Annotated in this window: 12 protein-coding genes; 8 read left to right on the forward strand and 4 right to left on the reverse strand. The window is 72.1% G+C overall.

Features of this window, described 5'->3' with window-relative positions:
* The 5 genes from AB0I59_RS31605 (at nucleotide 1) to AB0I59_RS31625 (ending at nucleotide 12,881) form a co-directional block, all read left to right on the forward strand.
* Nucleotides 1-4,536 (forward strand): DEAD/DEAH box helicase, encoded by a 4,536-nt coding sequence (locus AB0I59_RS31605; protein WP_358138666.1) that lies wholly within the window; start codon nucleotides 1-3, stop codon nucleotides 4,534-4,536.
* A gap of 108 nt (nucleotides 4,537-4,644) precedes the next feature.
* Complete coding sequence (locus AB0I59_RS31610) at nucleotides 4,645-6,180, forward strand: TIGR02677 family protein (RefSeq protein WP_358138668.1); 1,536 nt, start codon at nucleotides 4,645-4,647, stop codon at nucleotides 6,178-6,180.
* Nucleotides 6,177-7,616 carry a TIGR02678 family protein gene (locus tag AB0I59_RS31615; protein WP_358138670.1) on the forward strand — a complete coding sequence of 480 codons (1,440 nt, stop codon included), beginning with the start codon at nucleotides 6,177-6,179 and terminating at the stop codon, nucleotides 7,614-7,616. Before AB0I59_RS31610 ends, AB0I59_RS31615 begins: the two co-directional genes overlap by 4 nt.
* Complete coding sequence (locus tag AB0I59_RS31620) at nucleotides 7,613-11,683, forward strand: TIGR02680 family protein (protein WP_358138672.1); 4,071 nt, start codon at nucleotides 7,613-7,615, stop codon at nucleotides 11,681-11,683. Before AB0I59_RS31615 ends, AB0I59_RS31620 begins: the two co-directional genes overlap by 4 nt.
* The gene (locus tag AB0I59_RS31625) at nucleotides 11,676-12,881 is read left to right on the forward strand and encodes a TIGR02679 family protein (protein ID WP_358138674.1); all 1,206 of its coding nucleotides are present in this window, start codon (nucleotides 11,676-11,678) and stop codon (nucleotides 12,879-12,881) included. The genes AB0I59_RS31620 and AB0I59_RS31625 overlap by 8 nt, the downstream gene beginning before the upstream one ends.
* A 19-nt stretch (nucleotides 12,882-12,900) precedes the next feature.
* Here AB0I59_RS31625 and AB0I59_RS31630 read toward each other — a convergent pair whose 3' ends face one another.
* Nucleotides 12,901-13,074: a hypothetical protein gene (locus AB0I59_RS31630; RefSeq protein WP_358138676.1), complete on the reverse strand. Its 174-nt coding sequence runs from the start codon at nucleotides 13,072-13,074 to the stop codon at nucleotides 12,901-12,903.
* A gap of 231 nt (nucleotides 13,075-13,305) precedes the next feature.
* Between AB0I59_RS31630 and recD2 the strand changes: the two genes are divergently transcribed.
* Complete coding sequence (gene recD2, locus AB0I59_RS31635) at nucleotides 13,306-15,405, forward strand: SF1B family DNA helicase RecD2 (protein WP_358138678.1); 2,100 nt, start codon at nucleotides 13,306-13,308, stop codon at nucleotides 15,403-15,405.
* Between the two features lie 237 nt (nucleotides 15,406-15,642).
* A complete protein-coding gene (locus tag AB0I59_RS31640; RefSeq protein ID WP_061258789.1) occupies nucleotides 15,643-16,587 on the forward strand; it encodes a winged helix-turn-helix transcriptional regulator in 945 nt (314 codons plus the stop codon).
* Here the strand turns inward: AB0I59_RS31640 and paaN are convergent.
* Genes paaN through AB0I59_RS31655 form a run of 3 tightly spaced genes read right to left on the reverse strand, consistent with a single transcriptional unit; the run spans nucleotide 16,547 to nucleotide 19,849 of the window.
* The gene (gene paaN, locus AB0I59_RS31645; RefSeq protein WP_358138680.1) at nucleotides 16,547-18,202 is read right to left on the reverse strand and encodes a phenylacetic acid degradation protein PaaN; all 1,656 of its coding nucleotides are present in this window, start codon (nucleotides 18,200-18,202) and stop codon (nucleotides 16,547-16,549) included. The two genes, AB0I59_RS31640 and paaN, sit on opposite strands and share 41 nt — an antisense overlap.
* Entirely contained in the window at nucleotides 18,199-18,669 is a 471-nt protein-coding gene (locus AB0I59_RS31650; protein ID WP_358138682.1) for a PaaI family thioesterase, read from the reverse strand. Before AB0I59_RS31650 ends, paaN begins: the two co-directional genes overlap by 4 nt.
* A gap of 22 nt (nucleotides 18,670-18,691) precedes the next feature.
* Complete coding sequence (locus tag AB0I59_RS31655; RefSeq protein ID WP_358138684.1) at nucleotides 18,692-19,849, reverse strand: thiolase family protein; 1,158 nt, start codon at nucleotides 19,847-19,849, stop codon at nucleotides 18,692-18,694.
* A 72-nt stretch (nucleotides 19,850-19,921) separates the two neighbouring features.
* On the opposite strand from AB0I59_RS31655, the gene AB0I59_RS31660 reads away from it, so the two are divergent.
* Nucleotides 19,922-21,424, forward strand: coding sequence for a class I adenylate-forming enzyme family protein (locus AB0I59_RS31660; RefSeq protein WP_358138686.1), 1,503 nt, complete (start codon nucleotides 19,922-19,924; stop codon nucleotides 21,422-21,424).
* Nucleotides 21,425-21,426: the final 2 nt, after the last annotated feature.

The raw sequence follows: 21,426 nt of genomic DNA on the forward strand, positions 1-21,426 counted from the left end.
GTGGATCCTCTCGCAACCGGCACGCTCATCACCGGCACCTACCGGCGCTATCTGCGTTCGCTGCTACCCGTGCGGGATCCCGGGATCGCCGCGGCCCTGGCCGCGGAGGTGGCGGCGAGCCCGCTGCTGACCAAGGGGCCGTTGCTGGAGGCCACTCCGCCCTACCGGACCGGGGCCACACTGCGCGAGCTGATCGGCGAAGGCGTCCTCGATCCGGCTTTCGCCGCGCTCACCGGCCCCGCGCTCCCTGCGGACCGCCCGCTCTACCTGCATCAGGAGCAGGCGCTCCGCAAGGCGGCCACGGGACGGAACCTGGTGGTGGCCACCGGCACGGGCTCGGGCAAGACGGAGAGCTTCCTGCTGCCCGTCCTGTCCCTTCTCACCGCGCAGCAGGCGCGCGGTGAGCTCGGGCCCGGAGTGCGCGCCCTGCTGCTGTACCCGATGAACGCCCTGGCCAACGACCAGCTCAAGCGGTTGCGCGATCTCCTCGCCACGGTGCCGTCCATCACGTTCGGCCGGTACACCGGGGACACCCCGGAAAGCGCCCGTCAGGGCGCCGCGCTGTTCGAGGAGCTCCACCCCGGTAGGCCCCGGCTTCGCAACGAGCTGCTGAGCCGGGAGGAGATGCGGGCCGCTCCCCCTCACCTGCTGCTGACGAACTACGCGATGCTGGAGTACCTGTTGCTTCGGCCGGCCGACCTGGAGCTCTTCGAGAAGCAGGACACCTGGCGGTTCGTGATCCTGGATGAGGCGCATGTCTATGACGGGGCTCGTGCGGAGGAGCTCAGCATGCTGCTGCGGCGGCTGCGCGACCGGGTCGCACGTGGGCGGAGCCTTCAGTCCATCGCGACCAGTGCCACGGTCGGTGACCAGCCGTCCGCCGTAATGGAGTTCGCGAGCCGGTTGTTCGACTCTCCCTTCGAGTGGGTGCCCGGCGACCCCGCGCGGCAGGATCTGGTGACCGCGTCCCGGGTGGACATGCCGTCCGGTCCCTTCTGGGGTCCGCTCACCGCCGAGGAGTACCGCAAGCTCGCGGTGCACGAGGACCCGGGAAGCGAGCTGGTCCGGCGCTCCGGTCTGCCCGACGCCGGTACGGCTCTCGCCCACGAGCACGCCATGGCGACCCTGCGGGGCACGCTGTCCCGGGGACCCCGGCCGTTCGCCGAGCTCGCCCGGTTGCTGTTCGGCGGACAGGACGCCCCGGAAGAGGGTCTGGCGGCGCTGATCGCCGTAAGCGGTTCGGCGCTGTCGGCCCGATACCACCTGTTCGCTCGTGCCACTGAAGGCGCGTTCACCTGCCTCACCCCTGCCGGCCCGCATGTCTCGCTGGCCCGCCGCGAGGTCTGTACGGCATGCGCGGGGGTCATGTTCGAGTTCGGGGCCTGCAAACGGTGCGGAGCGGTCCATCTGATCGGCACGGTGGAGCACGCCTCCGGGGGGCAGGTGTTCAGCCCGCGGGCGACCAGGGCCGATACACGGGTCTGGCTGCTGCTCGGCGACAGCTCGAACGTCGCCGACGAGGACGACGAGACGCTGGAGGACCTGCCGGAGACCGAGGCGCAGGACGCGTTCCTGTGCGGTACGTGCGGGGCTCTTCGTGCCGGACCGGCCGATGCGTGCTGCGACACGCCCCATCCGCGGCCGGTGCGACGGCTCACCTCCACGGCCGACTCACCCAGCGGCTGTCTGGCCTGCGGCGCCCGGGGCCCGGGCATGATCCGCCAGTTCGAGAGCGGAAACGAGGCCGCGGCGGCCGTGCTGGCCACGACCCTCTATCAGGCGCTCAGCCCGATGCCCGAGCAGGAGGACCGTCCAGGGGGCGGACGCAAGCTGCTCGCCTTCAGCGACAGCCGCCAGGCCGCCGCGTACTTCGCCCCGTACCTGGAGTCGAGCTACGGCCAGATCCAGCAGCGGCGGCTGATCCTCGCCGGCCTCCGTCGAGCCTGCGCCCGGGACGACGACGCGACGGTGGATGACGTAGTGGACGAGGTGGTCAGGGCCGCGGGGCAGGCCGGGGTGTTCGAACGGCGCACCTCCCGGCAGCAGCGGCGCCGCGAGGTGGCCCTGTGGGTGATGCGGGAACTCGTCGCGATGGACGAACGCCAGTCCCTGGAAGGGCTGGGCCTGATGCGGGTGGAACTGGATCGCGATCCGGGTTGGCGGCTGCCGGCGCCGCTGCTGGAGCTGGGCCTCACCGAGCGTGAGTGCTGGCTGCTCCTGGCCGAACTGGCCCACTCGCTGCGCCGGCAGGGCGTGCTGAGCATGCCGGAGGAGGTCGATCCGCGTGACGAGCTGTTCGATCCGCGCCGTGGTCCGATCTACGTCCGCGGCGACGGCGCCGAAGCCAGGCTGAAGGTACTGAGCTGGCTGCCGACCCGTGGCGTCAACCGGCGGCTCGACTACCTGCGCCGGGTCCTCGCCGCCCTCGACTCCGACGTGGACGCCGGTGAGATCCTGGACGGCTGCTGGAAGCTCCTCACGTCGCTGCGGGACGGCTGGCTGGTCTCCGCCGCCCTTCCCAGGCTCGGCCGGGTCCACCAGTTGGATCACGCCTGGCTGAAGCTGTCCCCCGCTGCCCGGATCCATCGCTGCGACCTGTGCTACCGGGTCGGCGCGGACTCGCTGCGCGGGGTCTGCCCGACACTCGGCTGCCAGGGGGTCCTCGGCCCGGCGGAGCCGGACGCCGACGACCACCACCGGGTGCTCTACCAGGAGATGGCACCGGTTCCGCTGCTGGCCCGGGAGCACACCGCCCAGTGGACCGGTCTGGAGGCCGCCGACATCCAGCAGCGGTTCCTGCGCGGCGAGGTCAACGTGCTGTCCTGCTCCACCACGTTCGAACTCGGCGTGGACGTCGGCGAACTGCAGGCGGTGATGCTGCGCAACATGCCGCCGACCACGGCCAACTACATCCAGCGGGCCGGGCGGGCCGGACGGCGGGCGGATTCCGCCGCGCTCGTGCTGACCTATGCCCAGCGCCGCTCGCACGACCTGTCGCGTTACCAGGAGCCGGAGACCATGATCTCCGGCCAGGTGCGGGCACCGTACGTGCCGCTGGGCAACGACCGGATCGACCGGCGGCACGCGCACTCGGTGGCGCTCGCGGCCTTCTTCCGGCATGCGAAGGAGACCTCGGGCACGGTCTGGAAGACCGCCGGCGACTTCTTCCTCTCCGGCGGGACGCCCCAGGTCAGGGCGTTCCTCACCCCGGTCCCCGCCGAGGTGCTCGCCTCACTGCGACGGGTGCTTCCGCCGCCGGTGGCCGCCACCTTGGGGGTGGAGACAGGCGCGTGGGTCGAGGTGCTGTGCGATCTCCTGGAACAGGTGCGCGTGGAGCTCGTCCAGGACATCGAGACGTTCGAGGAGCGCCGTCAGGAGGCGTTCGCGCAACGCCGCAGCGACCTCGCCGCCCGATACGAGCGTACGGTCAACACGCTGACCCGGCGCCCCCTGATCGGCTTCCTGGCCAACCGGAACGTGCTCCCGAAGTACGGCTTCCCGGTGGACAGTGTCGAGCTGCGCACCGCGCACTGCGACAGCCAGGTGGGAGCTCGCCTGGAGCTCAGCCGCGACCTGTCCTCGGCGATCTACGAGTACGCTCCCGGCTCCGAGGTGGTCGCCGGCGGCGTGTTGTGGCGTTCCGCGGGGGTCTACCGGCTGCCCGGGCGCGAGCTGATCAGCAGGTACTACACGGTCTGCCGTTCCTGCCAGCACTATCGGGAGGGCGACAGGACGCTGGAGGCGGCCTGTCCCGCCTGCGGCAGTCCCGGCGACGGCCCGTTGCGGCAGTACTACGTACCGGAGTTCGGCTTCGTCGCCGACCCGCGTACCGCCAAGCCGTCCGGCGCACCGCCGAAGACCTCCTGGCGCGGCGCCACACACGTCGTCTCCCTGGGCGAGGAGTTGGCCGAACGGCACTGGGCGGCGCCGAGCTGTGCCTCCGTCTGGTGCCGTTCCGGTTCCCGTGGACGGCTGGTCGTCCTGTCCGAGGGGACCTCCGGCAGTGGGTTCCTGATCTGCGACTGGTGCGGCTGGGGCACCGCCAATGTCGGCAAGACCACGAAGTCGCATGTCAACCCACTGCGCCGGACGGCGTGCACCGGACCGCTGCGCTGGCGCTCCCTGGCGCACAGTTACGAGACCGACATCCTGGAACTGCGCCTCGACGCACCCGGCGTGACCGGTTCCGGGCAGTTGCGCTCCACCCTGTACGCCCTGCTCGAAGGTGCCGCCGAGGGGTTGGAGATCAGCAGGAACGACGTGGATGGAGTGATCAATCCCGGCTCCGACGGCCGCACCGGCCTGGCGATCTTCGACACGGTGCCGGGGGGTGCGGGCAGCGCGCTGCGGATCGCGCAGGCGCTCGACGTGGTCACCGCCGCGGCCCTGCGCCGGGTCGCCTCCTGCGACTGCGGGGCGGAGACCTCCTGCTACGGCTGCCTGCGCACCCGGCGAAACGAGCGCTACCACGACCAACTCAGCCGGGAGGCGGCCCTGCGCGTGCTCACCGCGGTGACCCCGCTGACCCTGATGTGAGAACTCCGGTGGCGGAGCGGGACATCGTCCGGAACGGTCCGTTCCATCGCCGGCGTGCGGCATCCTTGACGGCATTCACCTCTCACACCCCAAGCGAATGGAAGACCCGTGGATCCACTCGCCTCCGAGCCCCCTACGGAGGGCAGCTCCTTCGGGATGGACGCGTTCACTCTCGACGACCGGATGCGGCTGTTCCATTTCGCCGCGGCGGAGAAGCGCAACGAGTATCTCTGGCTGCTCCGCGCTTTCGACCGCGGCCGGGCCAACTACCAGGTGCTGCTGCACGCCGGCAGCGCACGGGAGTTGCTCGCGCAGCTGCGTGCGGAGCACCCGGACTGCCCGGAGATCGGTGAGGTGCAGCCTCTGCTTGACTCGCTGAACGACTGGCGCCTGCTGGACCGCAGCTATGACGGGACCCGAGCCGCCAACCTGGCCGAGTATCGCAACCGGCACTACGTCTACCAGTTCACCCAGGCGGGTTACCGGGCGTATCGCGCGGTCGAGGACGTGCTCGGCGCGACGCTGGACGACGCCCAACTATCAAGGCTGATATTTCCAGACATTCTGGCCGATCTGCAGGCGCTGGCCACGGCCAACGAGACCGGTGACGCCGACGAGGTCTACCGCAAGCTCAGCCGCCTGGACCAGGTCCTGGGCGACATGGCGCAGCGGGCCGCCCGCTTCTACCTGATGCTCGGCGATCTCGCCCGGACCAATGACGCCCGGCCCGAGGTCTTCCTCCGGCACAAGGACGCGCTCCTCACCCACATGCGCGAGTTCACCGCCGAGCTGGCCCGCTACACCCCCCGCCTGGCGGCGGCCGTGCACACCGTGGCGGAGACGGGGGTGGACCGGCTGATAGCGCAGGCCGCCTCCGCCGACGACCGGCTCTTCCGCACGGCCAGTGAGCGGGAGGACGACTGGCGGCAGCGCTGGGCCGGTCTGACCCACTGGTTCGGCACCGGCACCGGCACCGGCCGCACCGCGCCGACCGAGGCCGACCGGCTGCAGACGGCGACCATCACCGCGATCGCGGGCGTGCTGGCCCTGCTCAGAAGGGTGACCGAGGCGCGCCGCGGGGGCGTGAGCCGGGAAAGCCAGCTGCGCCACCTGGCGCAGTGGTTCGTCTCCTGCCCGGACGACGAGGCGGCGCACGGACTCTTCCAGGCCGTCTTCGACCTCGGGGCGCCACGCCACATCGCGGTGCCGCACGAGGATCCCGAGCTCGTCCCGGCCCGGCTGTCCTGGTGGGACGCCGACCCCGTCCCACTCGCGCGTGGCCTGGTGGAGGCCGGCAGGGAACCGCAGAAGACCGGGCGCACGGCCAGGATCGAACGGAACGACGCCCAGCGTGAGCGGCTGCGCGCCGAACAGCTCAAGCTCCAGCGGGAACGCCGCGGCGCCGCCCTCGCGCTGGCGGCCGACGGCCTCTACGACCGAGTGCTGGACGAGCCGGAGACCCAGGCCCTGCTCGGCCTGCTCGACCTCGCGCTCGGCGCCCGCGTGCCGGCGAGCCGGACCGTCAGCGCGAGCGGCTCCGCGCACGGCGTTCGGCTCACGCTGCGCCCGTGCGAGGGGTCTACCACTGTCAGGACGGTACGCGGCAGGCTCCACCTGTCCGGTGTCAGGCTGGAGGTGTCATGACGCCGGACCAGGAGCGGGATGGGTACGGGGGCTCGGCGGGGCGGGATATGTACCGCGTCGCCAAGGATGTGAGCCCGCTGGATCTGGCCGACTACCAGCGCGCGGTACGGGTGCTGCTGAGCAACCCGCTCATCACCGACGTCTACCCTGACCGCCGCTCGCTGCCCCTGGTCAGACGGTGGGCGGCCCAGCTGCGTACCGACCTGCACGAGATGCTCGGCTACCGCCTGGTGACCACGGCGAACACGGCCCGGCTGCTGCGCGTTCAGGACGAGCTCGACACCACCCGCCCCGCGCGGACGAGGACCGACCGTCCCTTCGACCGCCGCCGCTACGCCTATCTGGTGCTGACACTCGCCGCCCTCGGCAGGTCCGGCACCCAGATCTCGCTGAGCGAGCTGGCCGACTCCGTCGGCGCCGACGCTACTCGCGTGGACGGGCTCGGCCTCGACACCGAGAGCAAGCCGCACCGCGACGCGTTCGTCGACGCCGTCGCCTGGCTGGAGGCTCGAGGCGCACTGTCCCTGGCCGACGGCTCGGCAGCCGACTGGGTCAACAACCCCGACCGGGCCGAGGCGCTCTACGACATCGATCGCGAGATCGTCTTCGCCATCTACACGCCGAGCCGGGTCCTGCAACACCTGCGGTCGGTGACCGCACTGCTGGAAACGGATCACGGTTTCGCCCAGGGCCAGACGACGCAGCGCAAAGCGGCCGCCCGCAAGGCCAGACGACTGGTGCTGGAACGGCCGGTCGTCTACTACGCCGACGCCGACGAGACGATCCGCGGCCAGCTCCGGCACGCCTCGCTCGGCGAGGACCTGGAAAGGTTGACCGGCCAGACCGTGGAGCGGCGCGCGGAGGGAGTGTCGATCGTCGACACCTCCGGGCGGCTGTCCGACGTGCGGTTCCCCAGCGGTGGCACCCCTTCGCAGGCCGCGCTGCTGCTGTCGGCCCGGATCGCCAGGTACGTGGCGGACGAGGATCCGCCGAGGCTGCCCGCCGCCACCGCCGGCGAGCGGGACGAGGCCGCCGCGGCGAGGATCGACGAGGGCCTGCCCCTCACCGGCATCCTGGACGAGTTGAGCGAGTCCGCCCCCACACCCCGCGGGACCCCCGAAGACCCGGAGAATCCGGGCGGCCCGGCGGAGGCCGCGGAGTCGGCCACCTACCCGTTCGTCGCCGACGCCTGGCTGCGCTCGGCGATGCGGGAGCTGAACGACGTCTACGGCGCGGCCTTCGCCGTGGCCTGGCGGGGCGATCCCGACCGGCTCCTGCGCGAGGCGGTGCGGCTCCTCGCCTCCCTCCGCCTGGTCGCGAAGATCGACGGCGGTGTGCTGGCGCTGCCGCTGCTCGCCCGCTACCGGGGCACCACCGCGGTGGTCAAACCCCGCAACAAGCCGACTCCCCTCTTCGATACCGAGGACGTTTCGTGACGCGGTATGTACCGACCCGGGCAGGGATCATCAACCTCTGGGACTACCGGGACGAGGAGTTCGGCTTCGCCGGCGGCTGGCTGATCCTGCGCGGCCCCAACGGCTCGGGCAAGACCAAGGCGCTTGAGGTGCTGTTCCCCTTCGTGCTGGACGGGCGGATCGACCCCAAGCGACTCAACCCGTTCGCCTCCGAGGACCGCACGATGAAGTCCAATCTGCTCTTCCGCGGGCAGGACAGCGCGGTCGGCTACGTCTGGATGGAGCTGCGGCATCGCGACACGGGCGAGTCGGTCACGGTCGGCATCGGACTGCACGCCCAGCGGCACCGGGACACCCCGGTGCGCTGGCATTTCATCGCCGAGGGCCGGGTAGGTGAGGACTTTTCGCTCATCACCCCCGACGACCGGCCGATGAGCAGGAAACAGCTTGTCGAAGAGCTCGGCGAGAACGCGATCATGGCCACTCCGTCGGATTACCGGCACGCCATCGACCAGCGGTTGTTCGGCCTGGGCCGAGAGCGGTACGAACAGCTCATCACGCTGATTCTGACGTTGCGCCGCCCGCAGCTGGCCAAGAACCTCGACCCCGGCAAGCTCTCTGACACGCTCACCGACGGGCTGCGGCCGGTCGACGACGATCTGATCGCCGAGGCGGCCCATTCCTTCGACGACATGGAGACCGTACAGCGGACCCTGGAGGGGTTGGTCGCCGCCGACGAGGCGACGCAGTCCTTCCTGTCCAGCTACACGACATACCTGCGCGCGCACGCGCGCTGGGCGGCCGACGCGCTCACCCGCCGCCGTGAGGTCACCAGCGCTCACCGTGCCGGGCTGGGGAAGGTCACCGCGGCGCTGGCCACGGCCGAGCAGGCCCAGACGGAGTCGGCGCGCGCGCTGTCCGCCGCGGAGGACACTTTGGCCGGGCTCCGCGCCCGGCTGGAACAGCTCAAGAGCAGCGCCGGCTACCAGGCCCTCGAACAGCTCGCCGATCTCGAACGGCTGGTACGGACCTGCGCGGAGACCGCCTCGGCGGCCGAGACGGAGCTGGAGCGACGGGCCGGCACCACCCACCGGGCGCAGGCCGAGCTGGCCGGCGCGCGGCGAACCCTCGCCGAACTGGAGGCGGCGGTCTCACGCACCGCGACCGAACTCGCCGACGAAGCCGCGGCGGCGGGGATCGGCTGGTCCCCCGCCGACGCGGAACCGGACGGCTTCGCCGAGCGGGTGGGTGGCCGGGTGGCCGCGCGCGCCGGTGACGTACGGGCGATCCGCGCGGCGATCCAGACGCACCGCAGCTCCGAGCAGATCCGGGACCTCGCCCAGGTGGCTCTCGACAAGGCGTCGGCGGCAGTCGCGGTGGCGGAACTGGCTGAGGCCGAGGCGGCCGGAGCGGTCGAGACCGCCCGTGAGAACGCCGGTGAGCATCTCGCCCAGTGGGCGCTGCGCCATCACGACGTACTCGCCGACGGGTCGGGAACGGAACTGCTTGAGGCGCTGGAACAGGCGCTGGAGCAGGCTGGCGAGCCCGACGCCCCCGGGCTCGACGCGGTCTTCGCCACCGTGAGCGCCCCCGCGGTGGCGGACCTCCGCGACTCCCAGGCGGAGATCAGAGCCGAGCTCGGCTCGGTACGGCGGGACAGGTCGCAGGTCCAGGCGGAGCGGGCGCGGATCGCGGCCGAACGCGATGACGCCCCGCCCTCGTTCGCGGCACGTACCGCCCCCAGAGCCGGCAAGCCCGGAGCGCCGCTCTGGCGCCTGGTCAGGTTCGCCGACCGGGTGACCGAGGAATGCGCCGCGTCGGTCGAGGCGGCCCTTGAGGCGGCCAACATGCTCGACGCGTGGGTGGCCCCCGGCGACGCCCCGGTCGCCGCCGGAGATTCCGAGGGCTATCTCGTCCCGGCCGCCCCGGTGACCGGGGCGAGCCTCGCGGACCTGCTGGTTCCCGAGGAGGAGACGGTCGTCCCGGCCGAACGGATCACCGCGATCCTGCGCTCGGTGGCCCTGGACGGAACCGGCCCGGTGATCTCGCCCGACGGCCGGTTCGCCCAGGGGATCCAGGTCGGAGCACATCACAAGCCCCACGCGGAATATGTGGGCGCGACCGCGCGGGCCCGCCGCCGCGCCGTACGGCTCGCCGAATGCGACACCCGCATCGCCGCGCTGACCGAGGCCGTCGCGGAGTTGGAGCGGCGCGCGGCCCGGGCTGAGAACGCCTTGGAGGCGATCTCCGCCGCACGCACCGGGCTGCCGAAGACCGGACCGATCGTGACCGCCCTGCGGGAGCACGAGCGCGCGGCCGGGCGCCTGCGCGCCACCCGTGAAGGGGCCGACGACGCGCAGACGGCCTACGACGAGGCGGTCGCCGCCTGCGGCGCGGCCGAGCGCGCGCTGCGCCGGGCGGGAGCCGAGCACGCGTTGGATCCCGGATCCGTGGACGAGGTGGCCCAGGCCGTACAACGCTTCGAGACCGCGGCCGGGACGCTCGTCGGACGCCGTCGCGAGGAGGAGCGGCAGCATGACGTCGTGCGGGGCGCCACGGACCGTCTGGAGTCCGCCGCCGACGACGAGGCGTCCGCGGCCCGGATCGAGCAGGCGGCGCGGCGGCGGCACACGGAGGAGGCCGCCAAGCTGGACGCGCTCCGGACGACCATGGGGGCAGAGGCCAGCGCGGTGCTCGCCGAACTTCAGCAGGCCGAGGCGGGCATCGCCGTCGCCTCCCGCGAGCGGGAGTCGGCCCGCGAGGCCGAGCGGGAGGCGCTCGCCGAGGCCGCGGCCGCCCGGGCCAGGCTCGCAGCCGCTCGGGAGGCGCTGAACGTCGCCTCCGCCGAGGAGCGGCAGACCGCCAGAGCGCTGACTCCGTTCGCCCGGCGTGAGCTGCTTGACGTGCTCAGATGTCCGGCCGATCTGTCGTGGCCCGCACAGGAGGCGGACTGGCTGGGCGAGGAGCTGCCCGCCGAGGTGAGCGCGGTGCACGAGTCGATCCTCGCCGTGACCCGCGACCTGTCCCCCACCGAGGTCTCGCTCAAGCAGTCCACAACCCGGCTCACCAAGGCCCTGGACGAGCTCCAGGCGCAACTCGCCGCAGCCGGGCAGGACTACCGGCCCGAATGGGACGGCTCGGACGGCGTGATCGTGGTCAGGGTCGCCGACGAGGAAGGTCCGCTGCCCGTGGGCTCCTTCGCCGCGAAGATGGCCGCCAGCCGCCGTGACCAGCAGCAGCTCCTCAGCGACTCCGAGCAGCGCATCCTGGAGGACGCGCTGCTCACCCGGCTGGCCCAGCAGATCCACGACCGGACCGTGGACGCCCGCGACCTGATCAGGCGGATGAACGCGGAGATGCGGTCGCGCCGCATGTCGTCGGGGACCACGGTCGGGGTGAGCTGGCAGCTCTCCGACAATCTCGACGACGAGCAACGAGCGGTCTGCGGCCTGCTCGACGCGGACGCCGCCCGGCTCGGCCCTGACGAGCTGACCCGGATGCGTGGCCATTTCGCCACCCAGATCAAGAACGCGCGGGCCCGCGAGCGGGAGACTCCGTACAAGGAGCTGCTGTCGAAGGTGCTCGACTACCGCCGCTGGCGGCAGTTCACGTTCCAGCTCATACGGCCAGGCGGGACCGAGGAGCGTCTCACCCGGGCCAAGCACAGCCGGCTGTCCGGCGGCGAACAGTCGGTGTCGCTGCACCTGCCGCTGTTCGCCGCGGCGCACGCCATGCTCAACTCGGCCCGCTCCGACGCGCCCCGGCTGCTCGCGCTCGACGAGGCGTTCGCCGGGGTGGACGACACGGGACGCAGCGAGCTGATGAGCCTGGCCGCCCAGTTCGACCTCGATCTGTTCATGACGGGCTACGACCTGTGGGCCGCCCACGCCGCCGTGCCCGCCGCGGCGCATTACGACCTGGCTCATTCCCCGGTGGATCACACGGTCAGCGCGCTGCTCCTGGTCTGGGACGGCTCCGAGCTGCTCGCCGACGAGGCGGGCGAGCTGGCCGCAGCTCTCGGCTCTCCCGGCACGCGCCGCGTGCCGTCGACGCCGGCGATGGCCGACATGGCGGACGTTCATGGATGACCTGGACGGCGACGGCTGGAGGCGGCTGCTCGCCGCCGCCAGGCGCAGGCTGGAACGGACCGGCGGGACGATCGAGGGATCGGTGGGACTGGCCGACCCCTCCGACGCCGAGCGACGGGTGGTCATCGGCGTCACCGGCAGCTACCGTCCCGAGAACGTGAATCGGCTCACCGTACGGCTCGCCGACCTCGACCGTGCCCTGAACGGGGGGCTGCTGGCGACGCTCGCCGCGCTGGACGGTCCGGTACGGGACCGGGCGGCTGAGCGGGCCGCCGAGGAGTCCCACCGGCAGGTGCTGCTGGCGGCGGCTGGAGCCGCCGCCAGCGCCGCGGAGCCGTGGTTCGCCGAATGGCTCGCGGCGATGACCGCGGACGGCACGCTCACCCGCCTGATCCGGCGGGACGACGCCCATCTGATCGGTCAGGCGACGGCGGTGCTCGACCAGTTGCCCGCCGGCTACGTCCCGCTTCCGGTCCTGGCCGAGTCCGTCACCGGCGACACCAAGGCGCTCGCGGCCGGTAGCCCCCTGGCAACCCTGGTTCTGCGAGCCCTGGCGATCCGCTCGGATTCCCCCGCGGTTCCCTCTGGCCGGGCGGAGCAGCGGGCTCTGTGGGAGTCCGTGGGCGTGATCATGGACGACATGGCCAGCCAGGTGTTGATACTCAACGTCCGGACCCGAGGCGGCAACCCGGTGTCCCGGTGGCTGGACGACGCCGCCGCGTTCGGCATCCCGTTCCGGCTCACCCTGCACCAGCAGGCGGAGCACCCGGTCGTGCCGGCCTGCGAGGAGATCTTCGTCTGCGAGAACCCGGCGATCCTGCGCACCGCGGCCGCCGAACTCGGGACGGCGTCGGCCGCGTTGGTCTGCACCGAGGGGATCCCGTCCGTCGCCTGTCACAGGCTACTCGCCGCCGCCGTGGCCGCCGGGTCACGACTGCGCTGGCGGGCCGACTTCGACTGGACCGGCCTGCGCATCGTGTCGGCCGCGATCATGCGGCACGGCGCGGCTCCCTGGCGGATGAGCGCCGCCGACTACGCGGCCGGCCTGGCGGGAGGCGAGTCCACGCCCCTCGCCGGCAGCAGGACCGGCAGCCCGTGGGAGCCGGGACTCGCCGAACTGATGGCCGCCGAGGGGCGGGCCGTCATGGAAGAACGCCTGGTCCCCGCGCTGCGCGCCGACCTCACGGTCGATGCCTGATCGACGGCCGGCACCCTCGTTACGGCACCCCCTGAGTGATCTTGCTGTTTGTGTCCAGCACAGCCCGATCGGCCGCTGCCCGCCCTGAGACCCACCCATCGTGGTTGTTGATCGAACCCGCGGTGATCATGTTCAGTTCGGGGAACAGCTTCTGGACCTTCTCTTCGACCGCCTCATCCCTGGCGGCCAGCACTGCCGCTCCCCGATCCGCTGAGCGTAGGCGGCGAGGAACGACTGCCGGAACGAGCGGGTACGCGAGCGGCCCGCACCGTCATGGCGGGAACCGGCCTGCGTCATCGCAGATCGGCTGGGAAGCCCACCATCGTGGCGAACCCCAGGTGTCTGCTCCACACCGAACGGCAGTGGTTGGCCGAGGCCACCATGTCAAGTTGCATCCCGCTGCGCGGATGGTTGGATTCCTGATATGGAGGCGTCGGTAGAGCAGCTGGTGTTCGTCCGCGAGGACGAGTACACGGTCGCGCGCATGAGCGCCGAGGGCGATGTCGCGTTCGTCGCATCGGGGCGAGCGCTGGCCGGAGTGCAACCGGGCGAGACGCTCAGGCTCACCGGCGAGTGGGATGACCATCCGCGCTTCGGCCGACGGCTGGTGGTGACCGGATGCGAGCGGATCGTCCCGTCCACGCTCAGGGCCATCCAGCTCTACCTGGGCTCCGGCCTGATCAGAGGAATCGGGCCGCGGCTGGCCCAGGCCGTCGTGGAACACTTCGGTGAAACCAGCCTGACGGTCATCGACAGCGCGCCGGAAAGGCTACGCGAGGTCGTCAACATCGGTCCGGTCCGGCAGGCTCAGATCGTGAACGCCTGGCAGGAGCAGAAGGCGATCGCCGCGCTGATGGTGATGCTTCAGGGGTTCGGGATCAGCCCGCTGCTCGCGGCCAAGACCTACCAGGTGTTCGGGGCGGACTCGGCCGAGGTGCTGAGGTCCGACCCCTACCGGCTCGTCGGGCAGGTGCGGGGCGTCGCGTTCCACACCGCCGACAAGATCGCACTGCAGTCGGGGGTCCCCGCGCGCAGCCCGCAACGAATCAAGGCGGCGATCCTCGACCGGCTGGAGGCCGCGGCAAGCCGCGACGGGCATTGCTACCTGACGATGCAGGCGCTCGTGACACGCACGGCCGAGCTGGTCGAGCAGGACGAGGAGCTCGTCCGCGCGATGATCGACGCCCTGGCCGCTGAGCTCCGGGTGGTGATCGAGGACGGCCCCGTGGTGTACGCCAAGGGGCTGCACGCTCGCGAGCTCAGGCTGGCCGCCGAGCTGGGCAGGCTCTGGCATACCCGCTCGACGCTGCCGATGCGGCACTTCGAGGAGGATCCCGGGCTCAACGACGACCAGCGCGCGGCCGTCACGATGGCGCTGACCAGCACGGTCTCCGTACTCACCGGCGGGCCCGGATCCGGCAAGAGCCACACGATCAGGGTGATCGCGGCAACCGTACGCGCGATGGGCGGCACGGTCACGCTCGCCGCGCCCACAGGGAAAGCGGCCAAGCGGCTGTCGGAGCTGACCGGCCTGCCCGCGATGACGATCCACCGGATGCTGGCACACGAGCCCGACCCCGACACGCTCTTCGACGAGACTCCGGCGCAGGCAGACCTGGTGGCCATCGACGAGGCGTCCATGCTCGACCTGCACCTGGCCGCCCGGCTCTGCTCCGCAATCCCCTCGGGCAGCCACCTGCTGCTCGTCGGCGACAGCGACCAGCTACCGAGCATCGGTCCTGGCAGCGTGCTGGCCGACCTGCTACGGGTCGAGGCGATTCCCCGGGTCCGCCTCACTCACGTCTACCGGCAGGCCGACGGCAGCGGCATCATCCAGGCGGCCCACCAGATCAAGGCCGGGGAGGTGCCGTGCACGCCGGGCGGCGGCTTCTGGTTCGAGGAGCTCGACGACCCCGACGCGGTCGCGGACCGGGTGGTCCACCTGGCGACCGAGGCCATCCCCCGCAAGCAGGGCGTCGACCCCGGCCAGGTGCAGGTGCTCTGCCCGATGCGCAAGGGCGCCGCGGGCACCGCCGAGCTCGGCCGCAGGATCCAGGAACGCCTCAACCCGCTCACCGTCGGCGAAACGGAACACTGGTTCGGCGCCTCGGCCTTCCGCGTCGGCGACCGTGTGATGCCGATCCGCAACAACTACGACAAAGGCGTCTTCAACGGCGAGACCGGCACCATCACCGCCATCCACCAGGAGGATCGCGCCGTGGAGATCCTCATCGACGACGGCGACCCGGTCACCTACGCCTTCGACGAGCTCGACGACCTCACCCACGCCTACGCCATCAGCGTGCACCGATCCCAGGGCAGCGAGTACCCCTTCGTGGTCGCCCCCATCGTCGCCGAGTCGGGCGGCATCATGCTCCGCCGCCGCCTCCTCTACACCCTGGTCACCCGGGCCCGCTCCTGGGTCGTCCTCGTCGGCCAGCGCAAGGCCCTGGAACTCGCCGTCCACCACCTCGGCCACCGCCGCAACACCGCCCTCTCCCATCGCCTCGTCCACATACTCTGAGAGACCCGTGCTCCCGGAGGCCGCGCCGGCGTACGAGCTGGTGGCGTTGACGCTCAACGACGAGCCCGTTCACCTGTCTGCGCAGTGGGTGAGCGAACTCCGCCGACCAACCACCCTCTTCGGGCCCGTCCAAGACGATCACGGCTCTCGAGCGCCGGCTCGCCCCCCGCCGGCCGAGGCGCTCGGATAGCTTTTATAGCCGAAGCAGCAGGCCTACGAGGAGCGAGGGCAGAGCGAGTGACGGGAACGGAACGGCCCAGCGCGATCGGGCGGGCGCTGCTGGCGATCAGCGACCAGTGGACGTTGCTGATCCTGCAGCGGGCCTTCCTCCTGCACATCCGGCGCTTCGCCGACTGGCGGGACGAGCTGGGCATGTCCGAGTCGGTGCTGGCCAACCGGCTCAAGGAGATGGTCGCGGGGGACCTGCTGCGCCCGGTCCCCTACCGCGAGCAGGGGCGCACCCGTACCGAGTACCTGCTGACCGAGCGCGCGATCGAGCTGTGGCCGATGCTGGTGGAGATCTGGTCGTGGGAGCGCAGATGGGTGCCGCGCCGCCACGGGCTGCCGGAGCTGACACACGACGCCTGCGGCAAGCGCACCGACGTCGAGCTGTGCTGCGCGAACTGCGGCCGGGCGCCGGTCACCGCCCGTGACACCGAGACCATGCGGGGCGCGGCCACCTTCGCCCAGGTGACGGTGCCGCGCCATCACCGCAGGACCGTCCGCGGCGCGGCCGAGCGCGACCCGCTGTCATACTTCCCCGAGACCTTCGAACTGCTGGGCGACCGCTGGAGCACGGTGATCCTCGCGGCCGCCTTCCTCGGCACCAGGCGCTTCGCCGACTTCCAGTCGGAGCTCGGCGTGGCGCCCTCGGTGCTGTCCGACCGGCTGCGCCGCTTCGGGGAGCTGGGCGTGCTCGCCGTGGAAGAGCCCGGCGCGCGGCCCCGGTACCAGCTGACCGACAAGGGCCTGGACTTCTTCGGGATCTTCGCCTTCATCGTCGAGTGGGCGCAGAAGTGGTACACAGGTCCGCCCGACACCGATCTGCGCATCACCCATCGCGAGTGCGGCCGGCCGTTCCGCCCCTACCTACGGTGCCGGTCGTGCGGGCAGGCGCTCGGCCGTACCGAGATGCACTTCGTCATCCCCGAGCGGCGGCCGCCGCTCGCCGGGACTGGGTGACGCGGAAGCGCCCCGCCACGAAGGAGTCGTCGGTGAGGGAGGCGTTTCCGGCCGGGTTGAGCCCGGTGACGTGATAGTCGCTGTAGGCGGCCGAGAAGTTGAGCGGCATCGCGCCGGTCAGGTTGCTGGTCAGCGCGGCGCCGGCGAGAGCGTAGGCGTCCTCGGCCCGCTCCAGGTAGCCCTCGTCGCTGGAGTAGGCGAATGCGGTGATCGCCCCGTGCTCGCGCGCGTCCCGGGCGGCCATGGCCAACGCCTGGTCGGCGTCGTTGCAGGCGATCACGAAGGCGACCGGGCCGAAGCGTTCACCGGCGAACAGATCGCGGTCGGCGACGTCGACCCGGGCCAGCAGCGGGCCGCTGGTGCGGGCCTTGGGGTGCTCAGGGTGCTCGTAGGGCTGGGGGGCGAGCAGGACGCGGCCCCGGGCGGCGGCCTGCTCCGTGACCTGCTCCAGGAGGGCCACGGTGGCGGGCGACTGGATCGCGCCCAGCACGGCGGCGGCCCGCCTGGGCACCGTGGCGATCGCGCGCACCGCTTCGGCCAGCCCTTCGGCGACGTCCTCGGCGCCGACCCGGCCGCCGGCGGTGGGCAGCCCGGCGCGCGGCACGTAGATGTTCTGCGGGCTGGTGCACATCTGCGCGGAGAACAGACAGAGCGAGCCGGCCAGCGCGCGCAGCACCGGCTGGAGCTCGCCGACGGAGTGCATCAGGACCGAGTTCACACCCGAGGTCTCCGTGTAGGCGATGGCCGGGAAGGCGTTGGCCTCCACCCATGAGCCAAAGGCGGCCGAGCCGGTGAAGTCCACGATCCGGACGGCGGGATGCCGCACCAGCGGCTTGGTGACCGGCTCGGCGACCGTGTCCACGGCCAGCCCGATCAGGCCGGGATCGAATCCCGCCTCGGCCAGGACGCGACGGCAGGCCCGCACGGCCATCGCCATCTGCAGCACCGAGCTGGGATGCGGCTTGACGATCACGGGGTTGCCGGTGGCCAGGCTGGCGAAGAGCGCGGGGTAGACATTCCAGGCGGGGAAGCTCGCGCAGGCGATGACGACCGCGACGCCCTTCGGCACCAGGCGGTAGCGCTTGCTCAGCTCCACCGTCGACGTGCCGAAGCTCCGCGACCACCGCGCCGTGGCAGGCACCCGGGTCATCGCAGAGTATGCCTGCGCGATCGCCTCGATGCCCCGGTCGAGCGCGTTGGTGCCGCTGCCGGTGAGGCTCATCCCGAAGCTCTGGCCGGTGGTGTGCATCGTGGCGTGGGCGAGGTCGGCGGCGTGGATGCGCTCGCACATCTCCAGGCACACCCCCGTTCGGACGCGCGGGTCGGCGTCCCGCCACCTCGGCCAGGCCCGGTTCGCCGCCTCGACCAGCTCGTCCACGGTCGCCCTGCGGTAGGAGACGCCCAGCGGCTCGCCCGTGTAGGGGGAGACCTCGTCGGTCTGCGGATGCGGCGTGCCGGGCCCGTCATCGTCGAACGGCTTGCCCAGCTGCGCCTCGAAGGCGTCGGCGTCGGCGGCCGGCGGCTCGCCGTACGCGCTCCAGCTTTCCCGGGTACGGCACGCCTCGACCGCGCGCTCCAACGTGGCGCGGTGCTTGTCGAAGAGATCGTTCGTCATGCTTCCACTCCGTCTGGCTCGGGCCAAAGGATCATCTGGGTGCAGCGGAACAGGGCGATCGTGCGGCCGGTGCCGTCGCTCACCACGGCGTCCCACACCTGGGTGCGCCTGCCACCGTGGGCGAGGGTGGCGACGGTGCGTACGGTCCCCTCCCGGGCGGTGCCGGTGTAGGAGGTGGTCAGCTGCACTGTGGTGAAGCCGCGTGCGCCGTCCGGCAGCCGCAGCCGGCAGCCGATGCCGCACGCGGTGTCGGCCAGTGCCACGACCGTGGCGGCGTGCAGGTATCCGTTGGGGGCCAGGAGCTCGGGGCGCACGTCGAGCTCGGCCGTCACCGTGCCGCCGTCCGTGGTGTCATCCGTGGCCACGACCCGGAAGCCGAGCAGGCCCGGCAACCGCCCGGCCACGAGCCGGGTGAGGTTCGCGGGGGTCGGCTCCTCCGGAGTGGCCCGAGGTGCGTGGTCACCCATTTCAGGGCTCAAACACGTCATTTCAAGCCTCCAGCACGACGGCGATGCCCTGCCCGACGCCGATGCAGGCGGCGGCAACGCCGATGCCGCCGCCCCGCCTGGCGAGCTCCCTGGCGCAGTCGACTACCGCCCTGGCCGCCGAGGCGCCCAGCGGGTGCCCGAGCGCGATCGCGCCGCCGTTCGGGTTCACCCGGTCTTCGGGGACCTCCAGGTGATCCACGCAGGCCAGAACCATCGCGGCGAAAGCCTCGTTGAGCTCCACCACCGCCACGTCCGCCAGGCTCCACCCCGCCTTACGCAGGGCCGCGCGCACGGCCGGAACGGGCGCGAGCGCGAACCGGTCGGGCTCGACCGCGGCCACCGCCGAGGAGACGACCCGGGCCATCGGCGCGAGCCCCAGCTCCCGCGCCGCGTCGCGGCTGCCCATCAGGACCGCGATCGCGCCATCGCTGACCGGCGAGGAGTTGCCCACGGTGAGCGTGCCGTCGGGACAGAAGGCGGGCGGCAGGGCGGCGAGCCCGGCCGGATCGCAGCCGGGGCGCACCGGCTCGTCCCTGGTCACCCCGGCCAGCGGGACCACCACGTCGTCGTGCCGCCCCTTCTCCCACGCCTCGTGCGCCCGCTGGTGCGAACGGGCCGCCCACTCGTCCTGGCGGGCGCGCCCGATGCCCTGCTCGGCCGCGACGCGGTCCATGGTCCCGCCCAGTGACTCGGTCCAGGCTGCCGGGAATGCGGGGTTGGGCATGCGCCAGCCCACCGTGGTGGGGACGAGCTCCATCCGGCGCGGCAGAGTGGTGTCCACCGGCGGCAGGACGTACGGCGCGCGGCTCATGCCCTCGACCCCGCCGGCCACGACGAGCTCGGCGTCACCCAGGGCGAGCGCGCGCCCGGCGTGGACGATCGCCTCCGCGCCCGATCCGCACAGGCGGTTCACCGTCACGCCCGGCACCGTCACCGGGAGCCCGGCCAGCAGCGTGGCCATCCGCGCCACGTTCCGGTTGTCCTCCCCGGCGCCGTTGGCGTTCCCGTAGACCACGTCCTCGATCGGCGCGCCGGGGTGGCGTCCGACCAGCTCGCGCAGCGGGTGTGCGGCCAAGTCGTCCACACGAACACCGGAGAGGCCGCCGCGGTTCTTGCCGAAGGGGGTCCGGGCGGCGTCCAGCAGCAGAACCTCGCGCATGCCCCTCCTCCAAAGCTGACTTCGTCTATAGTACTGATCGATACGCAGCGGACAACCCCTCCGGAGGCGACCGTGACCATCGGTCTGCTCGTCCAGCGCGCCGCGGACCGCTTCGCCGACCGGCGTGCCGTACAGGGACCCGACGGGACGCGCAGCTTCGCCGAGCTCGCCCGGCGCGCGTCCGGGCTCGCCCGCGGGCTGCTCTCGCTCGGCCTGTCGCCCGGCGACCGGGTCCTCGAGCTGCTGCCGAACGGCTGCGCCCTCGTCGAGTGCGACCTGGCGCTGGCGATCGCGGGGCTGGTGCGGGTGCCCCTCAACCCGCGGCTCGGGCCGACCGAGTGGGAGCGGATCGCCGACGACTGCGGGGCGCGTGGGCTGGTCTACGACACCCGCTTCGATCAGGAGACCGAGTCGTTGCGCTCGGGGTTACGCACGGTGGTCCCCAGCCGTCGTTTCGACGACCTGATCATCGGCGATTCGCCGGTGGGTGACGCCGTGCTCGACGACGTCGTGGGCCTGGCCTACTCCTCGGGGACGACCGGGAAGCCCAAAGGCGCCCGCCGCACGCACCGCAACCGCATCTCCTCGGCGCTGGCGATGACGCACGAGGTCCTGGGCGGGCCTCCGGGCGCCGACGCGGTCTACCTGCACGCCGGTCCGGCCATCCACACCAGCGGCCTGTTCGTGCTGCCCTTCCTCATGGCGGGCGCCCGTCAGGTGTTCCTGGACCACGCGGACGCCCACGCGATCCTGGAGGCCATCGACGAGCACGGCGTCACGCACACCGCCCTGGTGCCCACGATGGTCAACCGCCTCGCCGAGGTCGCCGACGGGACGCCGCTGCGCATGCTGGCCTACGCGGGGGCGCCGATGCCGTCCGGGCAGATCCGCCGGGCGAGCGAGCGGCTGACCCCCAACCTGGTGCAGTACTACGGGCTGGTCGAGGCGATGCCGCCGCTCACCGTGCTCGACGCCGCCGAGCACGCCCGCGGGCTGGACGGGGAGCCCGAGCTGTTGGCCTCGGCGGGGCGCGTCTGCCTGGCCGTCGACCTGCAGGTCGTCGACGAGGAGGGGCGGCGCCTGCCCGACGGGGAGCCGGGCGAGGTAGTGGTGCGCGGTGATCCGGTGACGCCCGGCTACTTCGACGCCGAGGGCCGCGCCGATCTCGGGAAGAGCTTCGCGGATGGGTGGCTGCGCACCGGGGACATCGGGCACATCGGCGCCGGCGGCCGACTGTGGCTGACCGACCGCAAGAACGACATGATCATCACGGGCGGCTACAACGTCTACCCCCGCGAGGTCGAGGACGTCATCGCCGGCATCGACGGCATCGCGGACGCCTCGGTCGTCGGGCTCGCCGACCCCGAGTGGGGGCAGCGCCTCACCGCCGCCTACGCCTGCGCTCCCGGTCGCCGGGTGGAGCCCGAGGAGGTGCTCCGCCTCTGCCGGGCCGCCCTTCCGCCTCACAAGCGGCCCAAGAGCGCGCTGCAGGTCGGCTCGCTGCCGCTCAACGCCACCGGCAAGATCAGCCGCCGGGAGGTGCTCCGGCGGCTGGAGGCGGGGGAGGCCTGGTGAGC

This window comes from Microtetraspora glauca (assembly GCF_040656155.1).
GTDB classification, from domain to species: Bacteria; Actinomycetota; Actinomycetes; order Streptosporangiales; family Streptosporangiaceae; genus Microtetraspora; species Microtetraspora glauca.